General features: G+C 39.7%; 31 protein-coding genes and 4 tRNA genes. 9 read left to right on the top strand and 26 right to left on the bottom strand.

The annotated features are described in order from the left end of the window. Positions 1-37: 37 nt before the first annotated feature. Positions 38-472 (bottom strand): protein-tyrosine phosphatase family protein, encoded by a 435-nt coding sequence (locus AB4Z29_RS24865; protein WP_441945680.1) that lies wholly within the window; start codon positions 470-472, stop codon positions 38-40. 432 nt (positions 473-904) lie between these two features. Next, positions 905-1678, bottom strand: coding sequence for a stalk domain-containing protein (locus AB4Z29_RS24870; RefSeq protein ID WP_441945681.1), 774 nt, complete (start codon positions 1676-1678; stop codon positions 905-907). Positions 1679-2050: 372 nt separating this feature from the next. On the opposite strand from AB4Z29_RS24870, the gene AB4Z29_RS24875 reads away from it, so the two are divergent. Further along, a complete protein-coding gene (locus AB4Z29_RS24875) occupies positions 2051-2227 on the top strand; it encodes a hypothetical protein (RefSeq protein WP_441945682.1) in 177 nt (58 codons plus the stop codon). Positions 2228-2644: 417 nt separating this feature from the next. On the opposite strand, the gene AB4Z29_RS24880 is transcribed toward AB4Z29_RS24875, so the two are convergent. Continuing rightward, a complete protein-coding gene (locus tag AB4Z29_RS24880) occupies positions 2645-3100 on the bottom strand; it encodes a hypothetical protein (RefSeq protein WP_441945683.1) in 456 nt (151 codons plus the stop codon). Between the two features lie 871 nt (positions 3101-3971). Here AB4Z29_RS24880 and AB4Z29_RS24885 point away from each other — a divergent pair. Next, complete coding sequence (locus AB4Z29_RS24885; RefSeq protein WP_441945684.1) at positions 3972-4094, top strand: hypothetical protein; 123 nt, start codon at positions 3972-3974, stop codon at positions 4092-4094. A 114-nt stretch (positions 4095-4208) separates the two neighbouring features. Here AB4Z29_RS24885 and AB4Z29_RS24890 read toward each other — a convergent pair whose 3' ends face one another. From AB4Z29_RS24890 to AB4Z29_RS24905, 4 genes are all read right to left on the bottom strand, one after another. After that, a complete protein-coding gene (locus AB4Z29_RS24890) occupies positions 4209-4787 on the bottom strand; it encodes a hypothetical protein (protein WP_441945685.1) in 579 nt (192 codons plus the stop codon). A gap of 270 nt (positions 4788-5057) precedes the next feature. Beyond that, complete coding sequence (locus AB4Z29_RS24895) at positions 5058-5561, bottom strand: DUF2716 domain-containing protein (protein ID WP_441945686.1); 504 nt, start codon at positions 5559-5561, stop codon at positions 5058-5060. Between the two features lie 673 nt (positions 5562-6234). Then, positions 6235-6537, bottom strand: a complete 303-nt coding sequence (locus tag AB4Z29_RS24900; protein ID WP_441945687.1) for a hypothetical protein — start codon at positions 6535-6537, stop codon at positions 6235-6237. Positions 6538-6579: 42 nt separating this feature from the next. After that, complete coding sequence (locus tag AB4Z29_RS24905; protein ID WP_441945688.1) at positions 6580-6882, bottom strand: hypothetical protein; 303 nt, start codon at positions 6880-6882, stop codon at positions 6580-6582. Between the two features lie 600 nt (positions 6883-7482). Between AB4Z29_RS24905 and AB4Z29_RS24910 the strand changes: the two genes are divergently transcribed. From AB4Z29_RS24910 to AB4Z29_RS24925, 4 genes are all read left to right on the top strand, one after another. Next, a complete protein-coding gene (locus AB4Z29_RS24910) occupies positions 7483-8334 on the top strand; it encodes a hypothetical protein (RefSeq protein ID WP_441945689.1) in 852 nt (283 codons plus the stop codon). A 107-nt stretch (positions 8335-8441) separates the two neighbouring features. Next, positions 8442-8597 carry an HNH endonuclease signature motif containing protein gene (locus AB4Z29_RS24915; RefSeq protein WP_441945714.1) on the top strand — a complete coding sequence of 52 codons (156 nt, stop codon included), beginning with the start codon at positions 8442-8444 and terminating at the stop codon, positions 8595-8597. Beyond that, positions 8597-9535 carry a WG repeat-containing protein gene (locus AB4Z29_RS24920; RefSeq protein WP_441945690.1) on the top strand — a complete coding sequence of 313 codons (939 nt, stop codon included), beginning with the start codon at positions 8597-8599 and terminating at the stop codon, positions 9533-9535. The genes AB4Z29_RS24915 and AB4Z29_RS24920 overlap by 1 nt, the downstream gene beginning before the upstream one ends. 310 nt (positions 9536-9845) lie before the next feature. After that, a complete protein-coding gene (locus AB4Z29_RS24925; RefSeq protein ID WP_441945691.1) occupies positions 9846-10766 on the top strand; it encodes a YwqG family protein in 921 nt (306 codons plus the stop codon). A 605-nt stretch (positions 10767-11371) separates the two neighbouring features. On the opposite strand, the gene AB4Z29_RS24930 is transcribed toward AB4Z29_RS24925, so the two are convergent. The 15 genes from AB4Z29_RS24930 to AB4Z29_RS25000 all read right to left on the bottom strand — a co-directional run bounded on the left by AB4Z29_RS24930 (position 11372) and on the right by AB4Z29_RS25000 (position 20595). Continuing rightward, positions 11372-12604 (bottom strand): acyltransferase family protein, encoded by a 1233-nt coding sequence (locus AB4Z29_RS24930; RefSeq protein WP_441945692.1) that lies wholly within the window; start codon positions 12602-12604, stop codon positions 11372-11374. 457 nt (positions 12605-13061) lie between these two features. Further along, complete coding sequence (locus AB4Z29_RS24935) at positions 13062-13520, bottom strand: hypothetical protein (protein ID WP_441945693.1); 459 nt, start codon at positions 13518-13520, stop codon at positions 13062-13064. Positions 13521-13906: 386 nt separating this feature from the next. After that, positions 13907-14665 carry a hypothetical protein gene (locus AB4Z29_RS24940; RefSeq protein ID WP_441945694.1) on the bottom strand — a complete coding sequence of 253 codons (759 nt, stop codon included), beginning with the start codon at positions 14663-14665 and terminating at the stop codon, positions 13907-13909. Positions 14666-14927: 262 nt separating this feature from the next. Further along, positions 14928-15284 (bottom strand): hypothetical protein, encoded by a 357-nt coding sequence (locus AB4Z29_RS24945; RefSeq protein WP_441945695.1) that lies wholly within the window; start codon positions 15282-15284, stop codon positions 14928-14930. Positions 15285-15396: 112 nt separating this feature from the next. After that, positions 15397-15621 (bottom strand): hypothetical protein, encoded by a 225-nt coding sequence (locus AB4Z29_RS24950; RefSeq protein ID WP_441945696.1) that lies wholly within the window; start codon positions 15619-15621, stop codon positions 15397-15399. Continuing rightward, positions 15608-16432 (bottom strand): hypothetical protein, encoded by an 825-nt coding sequence (locus AB4Z29_RS24955; protein ID WP_441945697.1) that lies wholly within the window; start codon positions 16430-16432, stop codon positions 15608-15610. Before AB4Z29_RS24955 ends, AB4Z29_RS24950 begins: the two co-directional genes overlap by 14 nt. 47 nt (positions 16433-16479) lie before the next feature. Further along, positions 16480-16773 carry a hypothetical protein gene (locus AB4Z29_RS24960; RefSeq protein ID WP_441945698.1) on the bottom strand — a complete coding sequence of 98 codons (294 nt, stop codon included), beginning with the start codon at positions 16771-16773 and terminating at the stop codon, positions 16480-16482. 26 nt (positions 16774-16799) lie between these two features. Continuing rightward, on the bottom strand, positions 16800-17084 hold the full coding sequence (locus AB4Z29_RS24965) for a hypothetical protein (RefSeq protein ID WP_441945699.1): 285 nt from the start codon (positions 17082-17084) through the stop codon (positions 16800-16802). Positions 17085-17338: 254 nt separating this feature from the next. After that, positions 17339-17956, bottom strand: coding sequence for a helix-turn-helix domain-containing protein (locus AB4Z29_RS24970; RefSeq protein ID WP_441945700.1), 618 nt, complete (start codon positions 17954-17956; stop codon positions 17339-17341). 271 nt (positions 17957-18227) lie between these two features. Beyond that, positions 18228-18449, bottom strand: a complete 222-nt coding sequence (locus AB4Z29_RS24975) for a hypothetical protein (RefSeq protein WP_441945701.1) — start codon at positions 18447-18449, stop codon at positions 18228-18230. A gap of 210 nt (positions 18450-18659) precedes the next feature. After that, the gene (locus AB4Z29_RS24980; RefSeq protein WP_441945702.1) at positions 18660-19022 is read right to left on the bottom strand and encodes a hypothetical protein; all 363 of its coding nucleotides are present in this window, start codon (positions 19020-19022) and stop codon (positions 18660-18662) included. A 35-nt stretch (positions 19023-19057) separates the two neighbouring features. Further along, positions 19058-19351: a hypothetical protein gene (locus AB4Z29_RS24985; protein WP_441945703.1), complete on the bottom strand. Its 294-nt coding sequence runs from the start codon at positions 19349-19351 to the stop codon at positions 19058-19060. Between the two features lie 57 nt (positions 19352-19408). Further along, positions 19409-19738: a hypothetical protein gene (locus AB4Z29_RS24990; RefSeq protein ID WP_441945704.1), complete on the bottom strand. Its 330-nt coding sequence runs from the start codon at positions 19736-19738 to the stop codon at positions 19409-19411. 234 nt (positions 19739-19972) lie between these two features. Further along, entirely contained in the window at positions 19973-20266 is a 294-nt protein-coding gene (locus tag AB4Z29_RS24995; RefSeq protein ID WP_441945705.1) for an excisionase family DNA-binding protein, read from the bottom strand. A 98-nt stretch (positions 20267-20364) separates the two neighbouring features. After that, positions 20365-20595, bottom strand: coding sequence for a helix-turn-helix domain-containing protein (locus tag AB4Z29_RS25000; protein WP_441945706.1), 231 nt, complete (start codon positions 20593-20595; stop codon positions 20365-20367). 158 nt (positions 20596-20753) lie between these two features. On the opposite strand from AB4Z29_RS25000, the gene AB4Z29_RS25005 reads away from it, so the two are divergent. The 3 genes from AB4Z29_RS25005 to AB4Z29_RS25015 all read left to right on the top strand — a co-directional run bounded on the left by AB4Z29_RS25005 (position 20754) and on the right by AB4Z29_RS25015 (position 23080). Further along, on the top strand, positions 20754-21200 hold the full coding sequence (locus AB4Z29_RS25005; protein ID WP_441945707.1) for a helix-turn-helix domain-containing protein: 447 nt from the start codon (positions 20754-20756) through the stop codon (positions 21198-21200). Between the two features lie 154 nt (positions 21201-21354). After that, the gene (locus AB4Z29_RS25010) at positions 21355-21882 is read left to right on the top strand and encodes a hypothetical protein (RefSeq protein ID WP_441945708.1); all 528 of its coding nucleotides are present in this window, start codon (positions 21355-21357) and stop codon (positions 21880-21882) included. After that, positions 21845-23080 (top strand): tyrosine-type recombinase/integrase, encoded by a 1236-nt coding sequence (locus AB4Z29_RS25015; RefSeq protein ID WP_441945709.1) that lies wholly within the window; start codon positions 21845-21847, stop codon positions 23078-23080. The genes AB4Z29_RS25010 and AB4Z29_RS25015 overlap by 38 nt, the downstream gene beginning before the upstream one ends. 66 nt (positions 23081-23146) lie before the next feature. Here the strand turns inward: AB4Z29_RS25015 and AB4Z29_RS25020 are convergent. From AB4Z29_RS25020 to AB4Z29_RS25035, 4 genes are all read right to left on the bottom strand, one after another. Next, positions 23147-23220: transfer RNA gene (locus AB4Z29_RS25020), tRNA-Gly, on the bottom strand. 13 nt (positions 23221-23233) lie between these two features. Then, positions 23234-23310: transfer RNA gene (locus tag AB4Z29_RS25025), tRNA-Pro, on the bottom strand. Positions 23311-23344: 34 nt separating this feature from the next. Further along, a tRNA-Arg gene (locus AB4Z29_RS25030) sits at positions 23345-23421 on the bottom strand. A gap of 8 nt (positions 23422-23429) precedes the next feature. Beyond that, positions 23430-23504: transfer RNA gene (locus AB4Z29_RS25035), tRNA-Gly, on the bottom strand. Positions 23505-23745 lie beyond the last annotated feature (241 nt).

The raw sequence follows: 23745 nt of genomic DNA on the forward strand, positions 1-23745 counted from the left end.
TATTTATCTGCGATATCCTGTTTTTTTAAAATAGTTTTTATTCCTTTGGAAACATTCTGTTCAGCGATTCCTTAAGGGGCTTCTTTATAATGATTTCAGGCCGAAGTCGTTGAGCCTCTTTTTCTGCATCTTCATAAGTGTCGAATAACCCGAGTGATATTAATGTCCCAATAGCCACACTTCCTGTACGGTTACGGCCAGCAGCACAGTGAAACGCAACCGTTTTACCTTCTTTGCTAGCCTGAATAACTGTGTTAATAGCATTCTTAAGCGATTGATCCTGATTTTCCGTTTGTTCTCCATCAATTAACGGTATATGAATGTATTCCAGATTAGGATTTTCTGTGGATGGTGCAGAAACCTCGTCGCGCAGGTCAATAATTACATCACAATTTTCATTATTGACCATATCCTCTACGTCATCTGCACCACCCATATAAATGCCATCATGCAACTTTTGGTATTTCTTCATGTTTATCACTCCTTAATTTTTATTAATGACAACAAATAAACAGATTGAACCTCATCCGATGCTGGTCTTCCTAGGTTTAGGGTATGAAATCTTAGATTCTATGCAAAGCAAACTGGACTTATAAAAAAACTTCTTCTATACTCTCAAAAAAATACAACACGCTGTGCTTACGTGTAACAATAGCTAAACAATGAGGTAAGCCAATAAAAGGAAACGCATGTAGATATAGAATAATTTAATACTGCTATACTAGCAATGTAAATATTAATCGCCATCGATTGTGGCGCTAGCCAAAACAGATAGTCAACGTGAACAACTGTTACCGCTATTCAAATACGGGAAATCATATGCAAAACAGCCCTCCATATTCATAAGAATATGAAGGGCTGTTTTTAAAATTAAAATTCAGTTAACATGCTTAGATAATTAAGCTTATTTTTTTTTATCAATAATGATAGCGCTGGAGGTTTCTGTATCCCATGTTACATTAGTGTTCAGTGCCTCGCTTAGAAAACGTAGTGGTACTAAAACTCTGTTGCTTTTAACCTTACCGGCAACTTCGAGCGTAACGGTTTTCCCATTAATCGTAGCGATTTTGCTACCTAGCGTCAGTTTGACCACGACACCATTACGCGTAACGGTCACCGTTTTCAAAACATTATCGTAAGTAACTACGGCGTCTAGCGACTCGGAGATCGCGCGGAACGGAATAAGCGTGCGTCCGCTCTCAACTACGGGAGACACCTCAGTACCTAGCGTTTTGCCATTTACATAAACCTTCACTTTTTTGTCGCCTAGCTTCACTTTGATTTTGCTAAGTGTCTTATATTCTTCAATATTGGTTGGATCTTGTAAGACAATGTCAGCTTGCACTTCTGCCGCAGCTTTTAGTTGTCCATCCTTCTCCAATGTAGTAACCAGTGTAGCTAAACTAGTGTCAGCATTCACATCAATGTTATATTTTGTTTTTAGCAGCTCCGCAATCCGGACGCCTGCGGGCTTATCTTTGACATTTTCATACGCATTTTCAAGACCTTTAGAGCCATTGTCCTTTCCGTCGTTATAGACGGATCCGCTCACAGTAGTCCCTTTTGCTTCTACTTTAATAGTTGCTTCGTTTTTTCCTTGATTTCCAGGTGCAGCAAAAGCAGTGGACGCTATTAGGCTAAGTGATATTACACCAGCCATAATTACAGTCTTTTTCATTTTATTACCTCCATGAGTATATAGTTTATGTAACAACTACAACTATTCGGAGGGTATGACGCTTTTTTGAGGGTACACTGAAACTCGTAAGATATATGAAGAATATTCCACTATATGAAACCTGCTTTAACCCTATCGGTGCGTTGGCCCTGACCTCTGTAATGCGGAAATGTTTCATATTCGATCGCTATAGATAATCTGAACTGTCCGACCTACTTATTTTTCGATCATGCTCCTCACTCCGATGCGAATGTTCGTTCTAATTCTAATACATTTTTATTGCCTCCCGTATAAAAGAACGGCGTTGTACGAACTCCTACAGCGTTTGATGCTTTAACCTGGCCTACTCCTAGGCGGCTTAGGTGTGGCGAAATGCTCACTGCTGATTGGTTGCAAATAGTCTTCGAAGCTGGCGGCTTGATTATAGAAAAACAATTCACATTTGCTTTTTACCCCAGAACCTGCCCCAAGATAGGGGCAGGCTTCATTTCCTTCGGAAATCAAACAACAAAAAAAGCCTTGCTGCGCAAGGCTTTCGGGTTTAAATAGTTGGAGCGGGTGATGGGAATCGAACCCACGCTATTAGCTTGGAAGGCTTACCCTAGCCCCGTGACACCCTCCTGCAACATTAGATACGCCCTGAAAATACGTCGATGAATATTTTCCCTTCTATTATAAGATAGGGTAAATTGACACTGTTTTTGAGGGGCTTGGACACCAAATGGACACCGCATTTTCTGCCCATAGCTATACCAAAATATCGTATATGGAGCTCCAGTACATGATGCTGGGGCTCCACCTCTCTTTAACACCGAAAATTAGCTACCAGTCTTTTTTTACGATAATTCATATGGGTATTGAGTTATGTAATTGACACGCAATTCCGTGAGCAAAAAGTGGACACCATAATCATACAAAAAAAAACGCTAACAAATGATTTTATCTCTTACAAACTCACCTCAAGTATCAAAAGGTTTTATTATCAATGATTAATTTTTTCAGTAGTTTATTGTTCATTTTGTACTTTTTCCCTGTTGTATCATAGATGCACATTGTTTTTACTCGTTCATCGATACTTGAGAATTCATCAAATGTAACTTGGAATCGATCACCCTGTTCCAACTTCTTCGGTAAACCTGGGGTATTGATAATAAACTCCGACTTCCCGTCTTGAATGTACCTTTTCTTAAAAGTTCCTCCGAAATTACAGATGGTTACAGGTGATCCTCCCGCATTAACGAATTCATAATACAGTATCTTTTGGGACTGAGCTCCGATACTAATAGAATGACCGAAAAAACCACCTATTTTTATTCTTCCTCTATCCCTCAATGTATTAACAACATTCCATACGAAGACTGCAGTTGAAACCAAAGCAGCATAAAAAGAAATTATAATTGTAAATAACTGCGCATTTGTCATCCCTCATCCTCTCCTCAAAACCCATTTCGACAATAGGAAGGAAATTCCTCTTTTGGTGTCGAAAGTATTAGGTCAAAAGGAGGGGATAATATTTCTCGAAAGAAACACTTTGGAGTATGCCATATATGCGGCGATGATACGGAGCTAACCTTTGAGCATCTCCCTCCACAAGCAGCTTTTAATAATCAACAAGTAAAAACACCAAAATTTAATGATTATTCGAATGAAGGTCCCGATTATTCTCCAAAACATGCTCCTATTCAACAAAGAGGAGCCGGGGGTTATACACTATGCGGTTATTGTAATAATAAAACCGGAAGCTGGTATGCTGATGAATATGTTAATTTCGCATATCAAGCAGCTTCTTTATTAAATAAGTCAAAAGGCGAACTGACGTTACAATATCCGTACTACATATTTCCTCTTCGATTAATAAAACAAATTATTGCAATGATTTGCTCAGTAAATAAACCTGAGTTTGCTCAAAGAAACGAAGAACTCATTAAATTCATCTTGAATAAAGATCAATGTTATATTGACCCCAAATTTAAGGTTTATGCCTATTTAACAATGTCTAATCTTTCAAGACAAAGTGGAGAAAGCTATGCCTATCAAAGAGGCAGACTTTCACATTTTAGTGAAATAGGGTTCGCACCACTAGGTTTCATAATGACATATAACACTTTACCACCCGATAATAACCTACTAGATATTAGTTATTTCTCTCAATATGCTTATGATGATTTTGAAGTCGCATTTCTCAAACTAAATGTACTACCTATCAGTTATTATTTACCTGGAGATTTCAGAACCCGCGAAGAGATATTAAAAGACTATGAACAGAATACTAGAGACACTGAGGAGAAATAAAATGTTTAAATCCGGATTCAGCCTAACCACGGACGACCAACTCGCTGTAGCTCAATTTAATCAAACCCCAATCGTCGCCTGGCAAGATGGAGAGATTATTGATTACGGCGGAGTGATCGATTAGCAAGATCAGCACACCGTAACAATTAATAGCATGCACTACGTAAAAAACGCTTGCGAAACCAAAATTCGCAAGCGGCTTTATTTGTCGAAGTTTTATTTTCACAATTTGGGTAGTTCACCAGAAACCGGTTTCCTTACCGAATTGAACAACTACATCGTCCATCTTATCGATTTTTGAAGCAGCCATTACAGAGGTTAATAAGTTTTCGCCGGCCTCAAACTTCTTGCAGTCAACTGTAATTTGCGCAACTCGAAATTTTTCGTTCATTACACCAATAGTGATTGTATCAGCACCTTCAATGTCCTTTTGTTGTAAAAAATCATATGTTTGTAAGAAAACATGTTTAGTCGCTAACGCAGGAGTTAGTTCTTCACTCATATTTACGACAAGATCAATATGTTTATTAGTGTCCCTGGCATCAGTTATATCAACGCTTTGGGCAAAAGCAAATACAGAGGTATCTATTTCAGCAGCAACTATAACTTCATCGGTATGTTCAGCATTATCTTGAACAGGAATCTCAGATGGAGCTATTGTAACCTCAGGAGACGGACTAGGTGTCGGCTTGGACTCACTGGTTGCTTCTTTAATTGAAGCCGGCAGCGTTGTCACCTTGGCTTCTACAGCACTGTTTCCACAGGCGGTAAGTAATGAAGCGGATAATAAAAAAGTAAATATGTATGCCTTTTTCACAATGTGACCTCCCTATATTTCCTTAAAACTCTACTTTATTTTTCCAATTACGTCTATTGATTGTTTGCAAAAGTAAATACAATTCCCTGACGTTCATGCTTTAAGTGAGGATACTAATATCTGAGGGCAACACTTCAAAATCGTCCATCTCCCACATGTGCCTTATAGAAGTATTAAGATATAGAAACAGCGTGAACCATAGACTTATAGTAAGGTCGTAGACTGACGCTGTTTTGAGATATCGTTCGCCGTTAGTTCAAAGATTTTAACTTAGCTGTCCTCTATCCTTTTAATTACTTTATGAAGCATCATCGGCTGTGTCTTTGAGAAACAGCTTAAAAGTTTATCCCCATAAATAGTAATGGTATTCTCCCATGGATGACCTAAAATCCCCCATGAAAAGTCACTGGCTAGAAAAAAATGATAATCTCCATCCGGATAAATTGAAATTATCCATTCTCCATTGTCTACTCTCCAAGGTACATGTCTAGGGAACTCTTTTCGAGCATCTACTAAATAGCAATCATGTTGCCAATCTAGTGCGTAAATATGCTCTCCAGGAGTTGTGCAATTTTGAAATGCTGAAGCAGCTTTGTCTTCGAAATCTTGAATGAATTCTTCCGTATAACAATTAGATATATCATACTGGATAAACGGAGTTGGGATATATGAAGGGAAAATTGATTTGCTTGGTCTAGGATGAAATACCTTATTAAATTTTGACCACAATTCTTTTTCTTCTTCATCAGTTAACAATATCCAACCGTAATCCATTATTATCTCCCTCTCTACAGTACAACTTATATATAAATATTCGGTACAGTAAAACATCACCTTTTATTGCGCTATCCTGCCAGTTAGCTCAACGAGGCAGCCGATTTATGCCGGCAGCCTCGTCCTAGTGATTGTGAAGCTATAGTTCTCCGTTAGTATAAAAGAGAAAGGTAAGCGGAAAGCATCAATGGGAAACTCGATAAGAACCCAACAGTAACGATAACAGCGGTATTAAATAAAGATCTGATCAGTCGCAAGACAATAACATTAATGTCTTGATTATAAAACCACGTCACTAAATAGGTAAAAATAAGATAAACGAATATAATTAAAACTCCAATAACTTTCGAACCCGTTTCTGGACCAATGTACTCCTCTCTAAAACGGTGTTCATATTCAAAACCGAATATCGAGACATAAGAACAAAAAAGGACGATTATCGAAATAACTGAGGAAGGTATCAATAATAGATATTTTACATTTGATTGTTTTAGCAAGGACAAAGAATTCACTCAACTCAACTCCCTAAGCAGAAAACTGATAAAATCATAACTTTCCACTTTATCACAATTTCATTGAGCAAACCTGCCCGTTAGTTGAGCGAAGGACTACAACGCGATAGCCCTTCAGCATTGAACTATCGTGTCCCATTAGTTTAACAAAAAAGTAATCGTTAATTACGACTCTTCTCGGTGTTCTTTTCTACCTTTTGGGCTAAAAGACTTATCTCATTTCTAAGCGATTTTACTTCATCTTCAACCTCACGAACAAACCTTATTAAGGTGTAACCAATTAAGCTTAGTATGAGACCTAATATCGGAAATATAACTCTTTTCGTAGTAATCGACATAAACTCGCTATCTGGAGTATCAGATGAAAATGATTTGGGCATGTATTGCCATAACCCAAGACCAATCAACAAAATTCCTGCGACAATCATTAAATACGAAAATGTTTTAGTCATATTGAAATACAATTAAGGGCACACCTCCATGTATTATTCAACTATCGTTTCCCGTTAGCTGAATCCCAGTTCTTCTTTGATTTCTGCTAATTCTCCTGATAACTTATCGAATAGAACTTTGTTGTTTATATCCGACCTATCTCTGAAATTGGTCTTTCCTAAGAAGGCCATATATGCGCTTGCAAGTTTCTTCTTGATCCTCTGTTCGATTTCACCTTGTTGGTATTCATAATCAAAAAAGCTATCCATCGTTTTTCGAGCGCGGTCATTAAACCCAAAATACTCCATACCTAATGACAATAAATCAGTACAATCTAACGCGTCATTAGAAAATGCCTCTTTAGATTTCCTTTTCATGCTATCCCTCGCAATTTGGCAACTTTAGGGCTTATCTTCGGTAAACAATTCGACCAGAGCACCACGCTATCCTGCCCTTTCGTATTATGAGGTCACCAGAAATAGCTTAATGACGTATCATTCATTTAAGAAGAAAACCTTAAATCTTCATGTTTTATGGGTCCCTCTGGGCTTTCAAACGACTGCGGGTACGCGTGAGCCCAAATTCCATCTAGTTTTATTTCTGAAAATCCCCTTCCGCTTCCGCATACAGATGTACCGATGTGATGGAGCGAAATTTTTTCTTCATCAGAGACGAAACATAATTTGACGGCAAATACTCGTCGATTCGGAAGTGAGGTACTCTAAGCTTCCTAATGTATAACGGAAGTCCTACGTCGAGTCATATTTGATTTACGCTACTCTACAGGTATTTCAACTTATTAAAACCTCATGTTCTCACAATAGCCAGGTTGTTTAGCATACCTACTTATAAATGTGTATTGGTCATTACACTAATAGACTAGTTAATATGGTATTAATCTGAGTGCTATTAAGCTGTTTTTTTATGAGATATACTATAAATAACAGATATGACAGGTTGAAGGAGAAGAGCGTGTAATGGTACATTCCTACAAAATACCACCTTTATTAGATGAGATAATGACATGGGAGAAGGAGATTAAACAGCAAGTTCCATATTTAGAGACTCCTACAGGCTATTTTCTGAAATTCGATCCGAATGAAAATGGTGGATATCAAAGCTCTCCAGCTGACGCAATCATGTTTGCGGGTACGGGCATGGGCGGCATTCATTTTTCCTTTCTGACGGATTTCGGTCTGGTGACGGATTTAAACGTGGCGCCTATCATTTGCGTCGACCCTATGGATTTTGGGAATTGTGCAAGGGTAGTTGCCAACAATATTAAGGATTTTTTTGCACTTCATTTTTCGAATCATGAAGGTTTGCTGTTGAACAGATTTGAATCGGAAGAAGATTACCTAGAGTATTTGAAACCCAAGGAAGAGGATGCGGAATCCTACGAATATTTCGACAAAAAAATGTGGGATTTACAGAAAAACGAAGTCAGGGAATTGGCTATAAAACGATTCGGATTTCAGCATATCCTTGATGGTTATTCCTATTTGCAAGAGGTGCGGCAAGCAAGATTGAAAGAACTGTTCGTAACTACTTTTGATGGGCTAGGTATTGCGTCTCACGGAACTGCAGTCGATAGTCTGAAAAAACAGGCACCTCACCCTTGGCATATGAAGGAAATTCCATACCGGGAAGTTGAAAAGATGAACGCCTATATAGAGAGCGCGGAGCAAGCAGGATTATTCGGCTTTATCCGTGACTGTCAGGTCCAAGGTATGGATGATTACGAAGTTATTCGAGTGATCTACGATCGGCTTGTTTCGTTCGGTTTTCCACTGGAAGCCGAACGGCTGGTGAATTGTATGGATATATAATTTTAGGATAATCGAAACCGAACAAGAAAACAGTGACACAATGGTTGCTGTTAGTTATTTGTAGATTAAATGTTAATGGTGCCGGCAGCATAGTTCTAATATGTGGCATGTTGGGGAGCTCATGGGATGGTTATGATATTCATCATATTATTCCGTTAGAATTTGGTGGAAGTAATAATTATAGTAATTATGTAGTTTTGAATAAACGTGATCACCAAGAATATACTACTTTTTTCAAAGATTACTGGGGGACTAATAAATAATGGAAATGAGATATGGAATTTCTAATTTGAATGGTTTATTGGTTAGTAAGGAGAACTTTGAAGACATTAATCGTTTTGCTGAAGGTTATGCATTAATTATCGAAAAAATTGGATATAAGTTTTTAACAAGAGAAAACCTGGAGATAAGAACCGACAAATATGATTGGGCAACTGATTATTTTTACGGTTATGCAGCTGTGAGAAAAGAAGATGGAGGTAAACTTGGATTTATTAACTACTCGGGGGAGCTTATTATACCATATCTATATGATGGATTTTCAAGATTCACAGCTGATGGACTAGCAACTGTTGAAATTTCGGGTAAATTTGGCGCAATTAATGCTAATGAAAGTGTATGTATCCCGATTATTTATGACCGCTTAGATGCTTTTTTTGAAGGATTATCAGTTGTGAAGATAGGAAATAAGCATGGTTATATTGATGTTCTTGGAAACATTGTTATTGATCCACAATGGGAAAATGCACAATCATTTTCTGAAGGTCTTGCAGTAATTATTAATGAATCTTATAAACATGGTTGTATTAATTCTAATGGAGAAGTTGTTTTGACGCCAAAATACAAATTTATTGGAAACTTTTCAAATGGGAGAGCAGCATTTTTTAGAGGGAAAAAATATGGATTTATCGATGTAGTTGGAAATGAGATAATTCCTAACAAGTTTAAGAACGTTAACGACTTTCGTAGTGGGCTAGCTCCAGTGTTAGAAAAAGAAAAATGGGGATTTATTGATGTTAATGGTGATTATGTTATTGAGCCTATTTTTGATAAAGCTTCAAGATTTATGGATGGACATGGATGTGTTATTTATAAAGGACAGCCTGGGATAGTGGACCTAGAAGGTAATTATAGGATATTTGAACAGTACCAAACAGTAGATTTACCCTCAGAAGGACTGATTGTGGTCGGTTTGAAATAGAAATCGTTAGTTAAGTCTTGATGTAGCTGAAAAAATAGAGATCTATTACTGGAGTTTACTTTTATTCACGTATTGGCAATTATCTATATAATAGACAAAATGCTTGTTAGCAAAATCTTATTGCGCTAACGGGAAACCACTAGGACGAGGCTGCCGGCATAAATCGGCAGCCTCGTTGAGCTAACGGGCAGGATAGCCTAATCACTTCGCGAATACTTCAAGTAAGGAGAATTTGCGTAATTCGTAAAAAAGACGTTAGGTGAAATTGCTGTAACGGACAATATAAATCAAAAATTTAAGGAGCAACTAATTGAAACGTATACAAATCTTTCTATTAATATTTATTTTGATGTTATCTGGATGTGGCAAGAAATACACAAATAATAATGAAAATGATGGGATGAGCTCAGTAATGGATGCAAAGGCAGACATTTTATCTATGTTTCAAGAAGCAGGACTAGAAGACTATTCGGAAACCTTTCAAAGAATGATCAAGCCATCTATCCGTTTAATAACGGAAAGAGAGTCAGAGAAAAAATTAGAAATTGGTCAAACAAAATTAGGGGGCCAACCAGATTTGCCTGCAAATATTGAATGGCCGTGTTGGAAAGAGTACCCTATGTCATTCATTGCGCAGATCAATTTGCAAGAAATGCCTAACATTCAGACAGATAACGATATTCATCCAACTAAAGGTATCATTTATTTTTTTTATACAGCAAATCCCGAAGCGATGTATGAAGAAGCCGATTTTGATAATAACCCTGAGACCTCAAAAGTTTTATTCTACGACGGAGATATAAAAAACCTAGTAAGAACACTACCTCCTAAAGAACTATCGGAAGAATTGCAGTTTTCAAGTGCGAGAGTTATACCAAAACTTGAATGGACTGTTCCCAGTTCGGATTCTTTTGAAGTACATGAATTGCTTAGGTTATCAGGAAATGATGAAGAAAAGTACTGGAGAGTATTCCTGGAAAATTTCTCAAATAAATATATAGAAGGCCATACTTCGGAATTCCATGTAGGAATGAATAGACTTTATGGATATCATGATCCAGTTCAAGGTGAATATAAGGGCGAGGGTTGGAGGCTCCTACTACAAATAGATTCGGAAGACAGTACTAATATGGACTGGGATGATACTGGAAAAGTTTATTTTTGGATTAAAGATTTTGACTTAAAGAATTTACAATTTGATGGCGTATCCACTATTCGTGAAGGGACCTAGGGATCACGAATGGAATTTACAGTAGATTTAAAGATGCCAGCAACATCACCTAACACCATATTCAAACTTCGGGCCATTCGGCTCTTGGTCCGCCCAAGTCAATTCGGGGATATTCAACCCAATCTTCATTAAACTAACGGGTAACGATAGTGGAATAAAGCAGCGGCTGTAAGGACTTAGTTTCACGTCCCTAGCAGACGCTGTTTCTTTTATTGGTCTATACAATATAAAAATCCACTTGTGCTTTCACAATCTGAGTTTCATCAGTTTCGCTTTAACCTGATTACTCAAGATATGAAATTCAATACTTTTAGATGTAGCGTATTTTTCATGTTTTCAACCATCAAGTCTACTAAGCGAAAGCGAAAGTGAATTCTTAAAATAAAATCTAGCAGGAAATCGGGCTCACGCGTACCCGCAGTCGTTTGAAAGCCCAGAGGGACCCATAATTGCCCGGACCACTGATGATGCCTATATTTTTTTGTACATCCGTTAAAATTCAGCATCATTTTTCGTAGTAATTATCACGTTCAATTGAGCTGCTATTGCTAATGGGATGCGAAATAATCTACTCGAAATTAAATTCACCCCATTAAAAAGATACTTTAAACTTCGGCGCTCCATTTATTGCTTTTAACTTCGCGTTTTTTGTGTAGTGCGGTCATCATTATTTCAACTCTTCGAGCTAGTTTTAGTGCACCTTGATCGATATATTTCATATAGTAATGCGACAAAATAAATAAGGGCACCATGGAGACGACGAAAGTAATTGCATAGGCGAGATTATAACTAAAGTGATGAATTACTTTACTAAACAGGAATGCAGAAAACGTATTTAGGAAAGTAAAATGAATGAGGTAAAGAGAAAATGAAATCTGTCCTAAATATGCGAACGGCTTCCATCCAAACACCTGCTGTAGCACTTTCAAACGAAGCATAGCAAACAAAATCATAGCAGAACCTAGTGTTCGTGCAAGCAGTCGTGGATCAATTTTAAATTGAAACCATACATTGATATTCTTTGTCCACATTTCTATAGGTTCGTACATAGTCCCCATCAATGAAGTGTAAGGCGCGGAACCTAAGTAAATTCCGATTAAAAGCACAGTTACTGCTGTTATTTTGCTGTGTATCCATTTGTGCTTGAGCAAATCGGCAAGCAGCATTCCCCACAAAAAAGCGACAAAATAAGTTTGAATAAACGCAATAGATAAGACCACATACACAATCCATCTTTGTTTCACTCGTCCAAATAGAGCAAGAAAACCGAAAATTAAAAAAGAACCTAATAGCTCATATCCCATTGTCCAAAGGACCGGATTGTAGGGATGTGCTTCAAAACGGAAAAACGGATCAAAAATTGCAGCCTTAATAACGGTGTATATGTTTGTATCTAAAGCGTAGTAGTTCTTTTTCATATCCGTCAGTGTTGTTCCCCATATTTCATGGAGATGAAAGGCATTAGTGATAATAGCTAGATACACTAGCAAGACGGATATCGCAGCAGGGACGACAAGACGAATGTACCTTCGTATGGCGCTGGAATGCAGCAGCTTTTGGTAGGTTTCACTATCAAGCTCTTTTTCAAACAATTTGACACTAAGCACATAGCCACTAAGCACAAAAAATAAGCAAACGGCAAATTGTCCATTATAAAATAAATTAATTGGAGAATGACCGTACCAAATATCCCATCGAAAATGAGCTTGTTGCGAATTTCCATTTAGTGCAGCTGGATAAAATACCTGTATGTAGTGCGAAATAACCACGGCACATGCCGCGAGCCCCCTAATACCATCCAAATAGATTAGCTTTTTTCCAGATAACTTTTTATTCATTTTTTCCCCTTCTTTCATGAGTAGACTTAATATAACATGCAATGCTACACATATAAATGTTCATCATGAACCATTTATTCCATTCAAATTCTACTACTTCCATATTTATATAGAAGAACTAAACCTGTTCTTCTATTGATTTTCCTTGGACATATTCCTTCACGCTAATAGATCAAAAAAATATTCTGTTTCTAAATCCAGCTTATTATTTTCACTTATACTTCTTCAGTTTAGAAGGGGAAATCTAAATAATTGCTTAGCTTACATTTAAGTTAAGCAGCATATATAAATATTTTTTGACTCTTTTTTTCATCAGTCATAATCATAAAATCCTTCCAATAGGTCTAATTCAATACGCAGTCATGGACGCTGTTGCGTTAAAAATAAAAAAAACAATGCAGATACAACACTTGTTGTATCTGCATTGCAAGTTCATATCGCTTTTATTTACCTTTTATTACCACGGAGTGTCAGAACTTTTAAGTACAACTTGTCCTTTTGGCAGACCTGCTCCACCGTAAATAGTCACTGTATAAGCTCCTGAAGGCACGAGTGGATTGCTGTCATTATTAATAAATTCATATGCTTGACTATTTGCTGGAATAGTTTGATTAAAGATGACCCTATCCTTAGTATTGTGTTTTACTTCAACTCTATAAGATGTTGTCCCTGTATTTTTTGCATACAGTTTAATATTTGGAGCACCAATTGTTACATTAAACGGAGCATCAGGGTCCGCTTCATTACCTAGTAAATTCATAGTGAATGTATCCACTATTGCAAAAGGAGTAATTTCAAAATTACCCGCTGCCGAAACTGTATTAGAAGAATTTACCGAAACAGCGCTAGATACTCCCGATATAAGTGAAATAGATAATGCAGTTGCACCAATAATTTTCATAACTTTGTTCTTCATTAAGTTAACCATCCTCTTCAATATAATTTATGATATGCTAATAAAATACACATAAAGTAACCTTATATATCCGATTACCCCAAATGTTGTATTTTGCCGCTTTAATAGAGTACCACATCACTATTAAATTAGTCAATTGTTTCCAAATGAGTTATTTAACTATTGTTTATAGTAAAAACTTCTGAATTGCTGATTTGCAAGATACAGAAGACATTGGTAGTCAATATTTGGAGTTAAAAATTCTTAATAGGCATTCATTCGTCTTTGTTAGATGCTATAAGACGCGGTCTTAACGTAGTCTTTCAAAATAAATATATAAAAAAGCTGCATCCCTATAATGGGATACAGCTCGTAATTAGTTCTTATTTAACAAATAAAATGCTTGCTTACCTGTTAAGCAGACGGTCTACGAAGCCCTTGCCTTCTGTCGGGTTGCTCCGTTTCTCGGCATGCTTCCTTGCTTCTTCATCCGTAACCAGCTTGCCCGTATTAGCGTAATGCTGAACCCACGCTGGAACTTCTCCGCGTGCATAAGCTTTAGTTAATTCATCCTCAGCGGGCATAATGCATGATTCGTCGTATGTCTTCGTTCCCTGACCCATACCAATTGGCACGATGGTATAGAGTTTTGGTTTTGTAGGGACACCAACATCAGTTGTTTGACGATCCCATGGAACACCGGCCATGTACTCTGCTCCTTTCAGATCCTGAAGCAACTCCTGCGCTTTCTTTAAAGGAACATTTGCTTCCATGACTTTAAGAGTGAGCTTGGCGCGTAATTCGCGGGCTTCCTCCTCAATTTTATCAAGCTCGACCTTAATACCTTCCAACGCTCTTGTGCGCGCTGCTTCAATATCCGGCAGGGACTTTTGGACCGCTCCCTCCTTACCGGCTTCCAATACTTGCAGTTGATCTGAATCGACCTGAATTTCTAGTTCCAAGGCTTCTGCGCGCTGCTTGACCTTGCTCAATTCAGTTGTCGAATGAGTCTTCTCTCCGCTGGAATCTTCCAGAAGCATTTCGCGGTAAAGCGCCTCTGCGGTAGCCTTTTCGTTAGCTTTTTTCTTAATTCCTGTATTAAGGTCGCTAATGCGCACCTCGAGCTTTTCTTTTGCCTGATTCATTGCTTCAATTTGCTTTTTCATTTACTTTCACCATTCCTTTTGTATGATTGACTTACTTTTGGGTTTTAAGCGGCTCGCTGTATCGAATTACATATAGACCGTCTTGTTCTACTGCGGAAGCTACCTTACGCCTTGGATAGTCCAATTTGAAACAGTCCACGATATCATGCAGCGGACGTTCTGACATAACGCTGTAGGTGTTAATTTGTTCAGCTCCGAACAAATGAAACACCTTTTCTTCTGTTAATTTAAGAGACTCACAGGAACGCGCCGGGCTCCAATGTTACTTGCGGCTATTCATTATCGACTGGATTTCCGCAACGATAATATCAACGTCTTCATCACCAGTACTTGAATTGTCCGGAATAAGGCCTTCGCTTTTCATTCTCGCAGCGACATATGGATCTCGTTGAGCTGCATATTCATTAGCGTAAGCGACGATGGCTTCAACAGATTTTTGTTCAATTTCTTCAGGTGAAAGGTGAAGCCCCGCCTTAACGATTTCAATTGCAGCTTCGCCAACCGTTTTTCCATTTCGGATGGCGCTATCAATGACATGGCTGTTATGTGGCGTTCTGATTGTTTCAAAATCAGACTGATTTTTCGAGTTTGTAACTACCTGGTTATATTTCTTTGTCATGTGTATTACCTGCCTTTTCATAATTTGAGGTTTGAGACTATCCGTTCCTCGGGCGGCTCTCTTATTGAAAAAATTCGCACTACTTCACCACCTTAATAGAAAACACCTATAACTAGTGGAGGGTTAATAGCTTGCCAAGCAGCAGCTTACGCCGCTCGCGCTTTAAGCAGTCTAGTTGGTCAATCAAATTGCTTAGGTGTTTGATACACTTGGAGCCCGTACGCCGCTCATGCTCTATCCTCCGAAGCATGGAGGCTTGCTGCTGGCTGTTACGCTCCAACTCCGCTGTGTCGCTGTGCGGGCGTTCTAGAGCGGCGGTGCTATTACTTGCCTGCATCGTTTGTCTCGCTCTCTGTAGCTAAGATATGGGCGCAGTAGTCGGTGTTGGCAAGCCCCAGCAGCTCCGCAAGTTCTCTGAGATTTCCAGCACGTTCACGGAATCCTTTCGCCCTGACGCGGTCGGCTGCGTCTTCCCACTGGATAGCCTCCAATTGCGTATGGTCAGCTTTGCTAAACAGAGAATTCGTCGCATCCAGTATGTCATCAAACGACAGCCCACGTATGAAACTGATTAGAGCTTGTTCACGCCCGTCCAGTCGGAAGCCCACAGGCGCGTTTACTGTTGCCTCATAACCGACCGTCAAGATTTGATTGCCTCCGCCGATTGTTTGGGTGCTTTTGATAATCTGACCGGCTTCCATGTAAAGCTTCAAGGCGTGGAGCTGATCGTCGAATGTTGTTTCGTCCGCTGCATCCAACCAAACCTCTTTATCGTCAAACTCTCCGCCTGTGGAATCGTATATCTTTGCCGCTTCGATCGCTTCCGGTGACATCTCCGCGCTGCTGAACCATGCCGTATGAATCTCTGATGCGATAGCAATATCAATCTGGATATCGCTTATGAATTTTGAGTAAGAATACTCACCTAGTGGGAATGCAAGGTTAACATCATTCAAGCTAACAACAACCGTATCACCATCACTGCCTTCGACATACTCGGTTTGTACAGCAGCTGAAGCAATTGAAACCATAGGATCGGCGTTTCCATGTTTCATTTCCAAACTGCACTTAACTCCATGCTTCTGCATTACCTCGAACAGGTGCATTGCTTCCCCTGCATCGCTCTTAACCATGTTGATAACTGTCATATTTGATCATCCTTTTCTCTTTGGGTTATTGATTCATATTTCGCAAATCACAAAGCCGCTGCTATCTTCTCAAAAGCATCGTTTCGAAAATTCACATAAGCAGCCCGTGTTAAGCCCAGCGCTTCGAATACTTGATAATCTTTCAAGTAAGCACTTTCTGGCGTGAGATACCGTTGCTTAATGATTTCGGCCTCCACTTTAGGCATGTCTTTCACGACTTTGTCTATCGCGTCTATCAAGGTTGCCCGCTGGTCAAAGTTCGTTTCGTCGCCGCCATCAATTAGGTGGTTGAACAACCTGTAGCGGTCAAATAGAATCGTCATAGCAACTTTTTGTGCCATTTACATGCATCCTCCTTCCTGCAAAGTTAAGGCTCTCGAATCCGCTGCATCATAGATTCCCAAAAATTGAAATCCAAAATCTCCATTTCCGGTTCGGGCTCGCGAGGCTGCAGCTTTTCCTTGATACGCTTATGATGATCGTTAATCCGCTCTACAAAGGCATCCAGCTTATCGGGGCTGGTTTTGTTCCACTCCCGCAGAATAAGCCTTAATAAGGCTTCTAACGCCTGAGGTTTCGTCCTGTCTGTTTCAATCAGCAGTTCATCGCCTTTAAAGCTGAAGAGATAGGTTTTTGAATCCTTCCTTGCCAAAGTATCATCTCCTTTGCGATTTAATTATTTCATGGATAGCAGCTCATTTATCGTATGATCATTAATGTCGCAATGAGCTCCTTCTTTCTTACCTGTCCTATTCAGACCATCTTTTATCTGACTCTATCAATCAGTACACGTATCATTCCATCTGTACAGAAATGATTAATATTAAAATCAGTTTGTTTAACTGTATTGAAGAACTCTTCGATCATGTCCTCCATATCACCATAGGCGTATATGTTTTCCGAAAACTATTCGTATATCCTCATAAGCTGATCATGCTTTAACTTCGGATGGTTTTTCTCTAAACGATCCCTATACATTGCATAGTAGAATATAATAGTGTCTTCTATTTCTTCTTTGATATTTGAATCATAGCTTTTTAAAAAGTGTGACGTCGCATGTGAATGCGATGTATTATTTTCTTTATCTTTCTTGTTATTTATACCTAGTTCTTTATACTGTGCATGTGGTGCACCACCCTTGTGCATGTCATGCACTAGGGTAAGTGCATCTGATGCACTACCAGAAGCATTTTGAGGGGTACGACCGTGCCCCTCAGAGGGTTCAGATATGCCCCCTCTCTCCGTTGGCCCTACAACTTTATACAGATTACTTTGATTGCCTTTTTCGCTCTGCCGCCTCTGTTTAATCAGAAGCCCTAAAGCTACTAATTCCTTTACAACATCTTTTGCCTTCCGTTCACCCATATTAGTTTTCTCAGCTATTTTTGAGAAACTAGGGAAAGCCGCCTCGGAATTATTACCGCATCTACTGATATATGAATAAACCGCAAGTTGAAATGGCGTTAAGCCCACTTCAAAGATGTTGTTTGGTAAAGTGAAAAAGTTTCTTTTCTTTTCAGTCATATCACCTCACCGCCGATTCTTTGTCCAGCCTCCACTCATTTCTAAATCCTTGTTACGATCCAGTAACCGTTGAGCATTATCGAACAATCGTCTGAATGCTCTTGGACTCTTAGCGCGACATTGTCCCAACTGCATAACACCGGTAACTCTGTTTGTTAGGAGAATTCCCATATAACCAGGATGACGCTCATTTTTCTTTCGCTGCCGTTTCTTCAAAGCCCCACTCCCTTTCCATTGAGCTATTTTTCCTAACAGTTCAGAAAAATGAAACTCATTCACTAATATAAAAATCTAGTCTCAAAGCACTTTCAAATCTAAAATACAATTCAATCTTTTCATCAGGGGAATCTACAGGGAAAGAAGCAGAAACTCTAACTAATTCACCTCTTGAATTGAAATGCTGGATAATAGACGAGGCAAAATCTTTAATCGCGTCTCGAATTGATTCCTTAATGATTCCTCTCTCCTGAAGGCACTCCGCTTTGGCTTTCATCTGTTGAAGCATGTCCTGGAAGAATCGATTCAATTTCCTGATCCACAAAAGGTCTTCTCCGCACGAATCTTCATGCAATAAGTTCGATAATTCATTGCTATTTTCCACTGAAGCGCACAACCCTTCTAGTTTGGATCCAGAAGGCCGTTGCATTTTTGAGAAGGATGAAGTAGAATAAATGCCAACAGGCCTTCTGGTCTACTCATGAAATCACTTCTGCGACCCCGCCAAGGATACTGCAGTAGTGATTTTTTCGTTTTCAGTGACTTCATTCAAATTCCCATCAGCTATATTTGCCCGATAATCAGCGTTTGCCGCTCCAACCAATTCAGCCAGCTTCCTTACTTGCTGGGCCCTTTCTTCAAACCCACGCGAGCTTGCAGTGTTTCCTCGCTTACATTCTCTGAACGCAATCAGCTCACTCTCACGTGACTGCTCCAACATTCCGTCACCAGCTTCCAATACGATCTCCCAGCTTAACGAGCGAAGATAATGAATTAGGGCTGTTTCGTGCTCGTCCATTTGAAGTGGTGTTGTATCCGGAGCCGAAATTTGTGTTATTTGCATATGCATGGTTTACCTCCCGAGGTTATTATCATTTTCACTCCCTATTCGCTGACGTTTGATGCACGTTTAGCGTGCATATCAAGCATCCGTTGCCTAGAGGCTTCTTTTTGTTCTTCACTCATTTTTGCTACGCTCTCCATTGCGAATCTGACCTGATTGCCGTTCAACTTCCACTTTGCTGCTATGACGCGACCGTCAGCTTTCTCCTCCCAATATGGAGTGGCGATCTTATACAGCTTCGTCACTTGCTTCTGCACGCAGCTATAAACATCCCAGCAATTCGAGATTTTATCAAATACCGCAACGCTCTCCTGTTCTTCATTTACATATGCCATTGAATCAACCTCCTTCCTCAGAAACGTGACGATCTAATAAGTAATTCGACCATTCCCCTAGTAAGGTGACTTAACATAGTACTCGGATGCTTCTTCCAATGTAAGCGTATCGTGCGCAGTATGCATGGCTCTAGCTAAACGCTGAATATCGACGTCCGACAAAGAGATTCGTTTAGCGGCATGAAGCACATACCCGATGCAGCTTTGATTGCTCCAGCTCTCTGTTGACTCCTGTTCTGCAGCTTGCTTACCAGCGATATAAGCTTGTTTGAGCAGCTCCTCCACATCATTAAGCAGACGGATAATATCAGGGGTTATGCCTTTCGGAAAGTGGCGCTGCATTAAATCTATTCGGTGCTTAGCTGCTGTCAATTCCAGTTGGTTCATTTCATTCGCCCTTTCTAATTAGATTTTTGACCAGTAATTGATGCTGCGTAGGGCTCCGCTGAGACCAAATTCGGGCAAGGCTTCTAGCGACAGCGGGATACTACCCTCAGTAATCTCTTCCATTGCTACCACCGTTTAAATTAACAGGATCTTGCGGGAATTCCCCGCGACTCTTATTGAATAATAGATTAATGATGATTGCCTGCATTCGCTTATCCCACTTACACGCATACGTTACTCAGTTTCGCAATAGTTGTCTTGCTCCTGGGCGTGCATCCAATCATCTAGAACGGATTGCCTCAGTCGGTACTCGTTGCCCACTTTATAAAATCTAATCCTCTTTTTCCGGCAAAGTATGCGCATGAAGTCTTCGCTTGCTCCCACGTATTTAGCTGCGCCCTTGAGGTTAAAAGAGTTGTTAAACAGCCGCTTTTCAATTAGTGGCTCAGCCTTACTCCAAATTCGAGTGAACACATCTTCTGATACTTCCGATTTAATTACTTCTATGAACTCTGCTGTGCTACTCATCGTCATCACCTCTCTTTCACTTGTATGTGTGCATTGGCAGCTGGGTAGCCTGCGGCTTGTTTATTGTGCTTGGTGCGGGGAATCTCTTTAATTTCAGGTTACTTTGCGTTTGCTTTTGCTCGGACGATCTCGAATATTTCATCAAACGAACATTCGAGCGTATCCGTAATGCGTTTCGCAATTCTCGGCGAAGGTGATCTGTCACCATTGCAAATTTGTAATGCTGTGACCTGTCCAATACTCGCTGCCTCAGCAAATGCTTTTTTTGAAAAACCTTTTCGAATAAGCTTTTCCTCAAACAGAGCAATATCTTTCAATTTTATTTTCAATGATTTCGTGCCTCCTCTCTTTTGTTACTCAGTTAAATATAATGTATCTGTAGTTACATTATCATATCAATGTAACTCTTTCAATACCTAGTAAAATAAATTTGTAACTACAGTGAACTTTTATGTATAATTTATGTTTAGAAGGGATGTGTCATTTAATGATGGACCTAGTAGAATTTGGAGAATATTTGAAATCGATCAGAAAGAAAAAAGAATTGACTTTGAAAGATGTATCCAATGAAGCCGAAATATCTCATGCTTATTTATCCCAAATTGAAAACGGAAAAAAAGCAAATTACCCCTCAAGCGAGGTTTTAATAAAGCTTTCTAGAGTTTTGGGTATATATTACGCTGAACTATTGCAAGCTGCGGGGTACATTGAAGGAGAAGAAATCCTAGGTGATGATAAATATTTAGAACAATTGAACGACGAGAGATATAGAAGGAGTGTTGATGTTGTTGGTGAAGACGAACCATATTGGACTGATTTAAACAATCTACTCACACTGGAGCCTGAAATAACATTTCGGAATAGATTAATAACCAATGAGGAAAGAAAAATAATATTAGCTTACATTGAAGGACTTTTTGCACAAAAACAATAATGATAAGGGACCATCAGTAACCAACGCCTAATCCAAACATTCCGATTCAGAAGGTTAGAATGCCTGTCTCTCCAAAATTGAGAAGTGAGATTTCTAATATGGAGAATCACTATATCCGCAGCTATGAGCATTAATAATCCAGGGGGGACCCACAATGGACTTCAAATACAACGAGAAAACGGGAACCACCGATATAGAAGCCTGGCTAGTCCCTGTACTTAGAGGACTTGCAAAATTAAAATGCGATATAACAATTCGCATTAAATATGAAGCCGAACCGGAGAGCACTAAAGAGCCCCTAATCTCCATGCCAATTAAAAAGAATCAAATTCAATTAACTAAGAATGAGGAATTACTACCTCCCGTTCTCTCTGTCAGCGATATTCAAAAGTTCTTAGGCATTGGCGGGTACAAGCCTATAATTTGGTCAACTCTAGGAAGTTTCATAGCTCCAAGGTTGGTGGCCGAACACTCGTTTCTCGCCCCGCATTCCTTGAATGGTTTGAAAGCACGAAAGAAGAACCTAAGATCAAGAAACGAATATCGTAACACTATCCGTTATATGAAACTGTTCTCGCTGGCAAGTCTCAGTGTCGAGCTTGCCAGCAATGTATCAAACATCACAAAATGGAGGTATAAAATCTGTGGCAAACTGGAAACAAAGAGGAGAAAACTCTTATAGGCTCATAGCAGAGTTAGGCTATGATGCAAACGGCAAACGGCTGCGCGAGACAACAACCATTACACTCGATCATAAGCCGCGTAAAGGCGAGCTTGAGCTTGCAGCAGCTAAATTCGAAGAGCAAGTTAAAGGCGGCGACTGGGTGAAGCCTGGTGCAAAAGGATTCGAAGCTTTTGTTCTCGATTGGAAGAAGAACTACGCCGATCAGAACTTAGGTGAATATACACGTAAAATCTATATGGCTTACATCAACACTCACTTAATACCTGCTTTTGGCCGTTACCAGTTGGATAAGATTACAACCATGCACATCGTCACATTCATGACTGGATTAAGAAGCCCTGAAGCCCGTAAGGACAAGCGTAATAAGCCGCTAAGCACAAATACACTGCTCAACATCTACAAGGCCTTAAAATCGATTCTCGACCACGCTCATGAGTGGAGACTAATCGCTAAGAATCCAATCGAAGGTGTTTCCCGCCCTAAAGCTGATAAGAAAGAGAAGAAGGAATTAAAGTCTCGTAAGAAGTCATACACGAAGGATGAAATCGCAAACGTCATTGCAGAGCTATACACCGCTCCTACAGTATGGAAGCTATATTTTCTTGGAGTGCTGCTTGGAGGCTTCAGACGCGGCGAGATGCTCGGCGTTGAATGGCCGGCTGTCGATATGGAGAATGGCGGTATCTATGTAGAGAAGCAGATATCGTTCGATGAAGAAGGAAGATCTGTAGAAGCTGAATTAAAGACTGAGGAATCAGAAGCATTTGTCCCTATGCCTCGTTGGTATATGGATGAGCTAAAAACGTACAAGCGCGAATGGATGAAAAACAAAATGGGATATGATCCGGAGGACTGGAAAGGCGGCGACAAGCTATATCTCTTCCATGGTGGGAACGGTGAGAAATATTATCCAAACACCCCTTCACTAACTTGGCGGCGTTTCTTAAGCAAGCATGAGCTACCACACATCAGACTTCATGATTTACGCCACACAACTGCTATGCTGCTTCGTGAGTACGGAGCTGACTTGAAAACGATCCAAGAGCAGTTGCGCCACTCTAAACTGGCCACCACTACAGATATTTATATGCAGCGCGATAAAACAACTGTCAGTCGAGGTAGTGCAGATTTGTTTGATGTACTTAACCCAAAAAATCAGCTTGGACACCAAACGGACACCAAGGAGCTAATGTAGTGAAGCCATGTCGAATGAAGACAACAAAAAAAGCCTTGCTGCGCAAGGCTTTCGGGTTTAAATAGTTGGAGCGGGTGATGGGAATCGAACCCACGCTATTAGCTTGGAAGGCTAAAGTTCTACCATTGAACTACACCCGCAAATAAATGAATATGGTCGGGACGACACGATTTGAACATGCGACCCCCTGGTCCCAAACCAGGTGCTCTACCAAGCTGAGCTACGTCCCGAAGTGTAAATGAATTGCGTCTAATGTTGAGAAAATGGCGCGGCCTAAGAGATTCGAACTCCTGGCCTTTTGATTCGTAGTCAAACGCTCTATCCAGCTGAGCTAAGGCCGCACAAATTATGGAGCGGAAGACGGGAATCGAACCCGCGACCCTCGCCTTGGCAAGGCGATGCTCTACCGCTGAGCCACTTCCGCACGTTACTTTCGTTCGTCGTTCGTGATGTTTAACATCGCGGCGACAAGTAATAATATATCACCCCTGAAAACAAAAAGCAACTGTTTTTACAAAAAAGTTTTAATCTTTTTTTAAAAGCTCTTATTGCGCATATCCTCAAAGCCAGAAAAGCTAATAATGACGCGGGAATTTGGTTTTTTCTTAGCTTGCTGTATCCTTTAAAACATATGCAATTGCGGAACCAGTATGACAAATGATTCT

It is taken from the genome of Paenibacillus sp. 2TAB23 (genome assembly GCF_052115165.1).
Taxonomy (GTDB): Bacteria; Bacillota; Bacilli; order Paenibacillales; family Paenibacillaceae; genus Pristimantibacillus.

Excerpts from the sequence above, each read along its gene's own strand:
- AB4Z29_RS24865 (WP_441945680.1), bottom strand. The coding sequence starts at position 472 with ATGAAGAAATACCAAAAGTTGCATGATGGCATTTATATGGGTGGTGCA.
- AB4Z29_RS24870 (WP_441945681.1), bottom strand. The coding sequence starts at position 1,678 with ATGAAAAAGACTGTAATTATGGCTGGTGTAATATCACTTAGCCTAATA.
- AB4Z29_RS24875 (WP_441945682.1), top strand. The coding sequence starts at position 2,051 with ATGCTCACTGCTGATTGGTTGCAAATAGTCTTCGAAGCTGGCGGCTTG.
- AB4Z29_RS24880 (WP_441945683.1), bottom strand. The coding sequence starts at position 3,100 with ATGACAAATGCGCAGTTATTTACAATTATAATTTCTTTTTATGCTGCT.
- AB4Z29_RS24885 (WP_441945684.1), top strand. The coding sequence starts at position 3,972 with ATGTTTAAATCCGGATTCAGCCTAACCACGGACGACCAACTCGCTGTA.
- AB4Z29_RS24895 (WP_441945686.1), bottom strand. The coding sequence starts at position 5,561 with ATGGATTACGGTTGGATATTGTTAACTGATGAAGAAGAAAAAGAATTG.
- AB4Z29_RS24905 (WP_441945688.1), bottom strand. The coding sequence starts at position 6,882 with ATGAAAAGGAAATCTAAAGAGGCATTTTCTAATGACGCGTTAGATTGT.
- AB4Z29_RS24910 (WP_441945689.1), top strand. The coding sequence starts at position 7,483 with ATGGTACATTCCTACAAAATACCACCTTTATTAGATGAGATAATGACA.
- AB4Z29_RS24915 (WP_441945714.1), top strand. The coding sequence starts at position 8,442 with ATGTTGGGGAGCTCATGGGATGGTTATGATATTCATCATATTATTCCG.
- AB4Z29_RS24920 (WP_441945690.1), top strand. The coding sequence starts at position 8,597 with ATGGAAATGAGATATGGAATTTCTAATTTGAATGGTTTATTGGTTAGT.
- AB4Z29_RS24930 (WP_441945692.1), bottom strand. The coding sequence starts at position 12,604 with ATGAATAAAAAGTTATCTGGAAAAAAGCTAATCTATTTGGATGGTATT.
- AB4Z29_RS24935 (WP_441945693.1), bottom strand. The coding sequence starts at position 13,520 with ATGAAGAACAAAGTTATGAAAATTATTGGTGCAACTGCATTATCTATT.
- AB4Z29_RS24940 (WP_441945694.1), bottom strand. The coding sequence starts at position 14,665 with ATGAAAAAGCAAATTGAAGCAATGAATCAGGCAAAAGAAAAGCTCGAG.
- AB4Z29_RS24945 (WP_441945695.1), bottom strand. The coding sequence starts at position 15,284 with ATGACAAAGAAATATAACCAGGTAGTTACAAACTCGAAAAATCAGTCT.
- AB4Z29_RS24950 (WP_441945696.1), bottom strand. The coding sequence starts at position 15,621 with ATGCAGGCAAGTAATAGCACCGCCGCTCTAGAACGCCCGCACAGCGAC.
- AB4Z29_RS24955 (WP_441945697.1), bottom strand. The coding sequence starts at position 16,432 with ATGACAGTTATCAACATGGTTAAGAGCGATGCAGGGGAAGCAATGCAC.
- AB4Z29_RS24960 (WP_441945698.1), bottom strand. The coding sequence starts at position 16,773 with ATGGCACAAAAAGTTGCTATGACGATTCTATTTGACCGCTACAGGTTG.
- AB4Z29_RS24970 (WP_441945700.1), bottom strand. The coding sequence starts at position 17,956 with ATGACTGAAAAGAAAAGAAACTTTTTCACTTTACCAAACAACATCTTT.
- AB4Z29_RS24975 (WP_441945701.1), bottom strand. The coding sequence starts at position 18,449 with ATGAAAGCCAAAGCGGAGTGCCTTCAGGAGAGAGGAATCATTAAGGAA.
- AB4Z29_RS24980 (WP_441945702.1), bottom strand. The coding sequence starts at position 19,022 with ATGCATATGCAAATAACACAAATTTCGGCTCCGGATACAACACCACTT.
- AB4Z29_RS24985 (WP_441945703.1), bottom strand. The coding sequence starts at position 19,351 with ATGGCATATGTAAATGAAGAACAGGAGAGCGTTGCGGTATTTGATAAA.
- AB4Z29_RS24990 (WP_441945704.1), bottom strand. The coding sequence starts at position 19,738 with ATGAACCAACTGGAATTGACAGCAGCTAAGCACCGAATAGATTTAATG.
- AB4Z29_RS24995 (WP_441945705.1), bottom strand. The coding sequence starts at position 20,266 with ATGAGTAGCACAGCAGAGTTCATAGAAGTAATTAAATCGGAAGTATCA.
- AB4Z29_RS25005 (WP_441945707.1), top strand. The coding sequence starts at position 20,754 with ATGATGGACCTAGTAGAATTTGGAGAATATTTGAAATCGATCAGAAAG.
- AB4Z29_RS25010 (WP_441945708.1), top strand. The coding sequence starts at position 21,355 with ATGGACTTCAAATACAACGAGAAAACGGGAACCACCGATATAGAAGCC.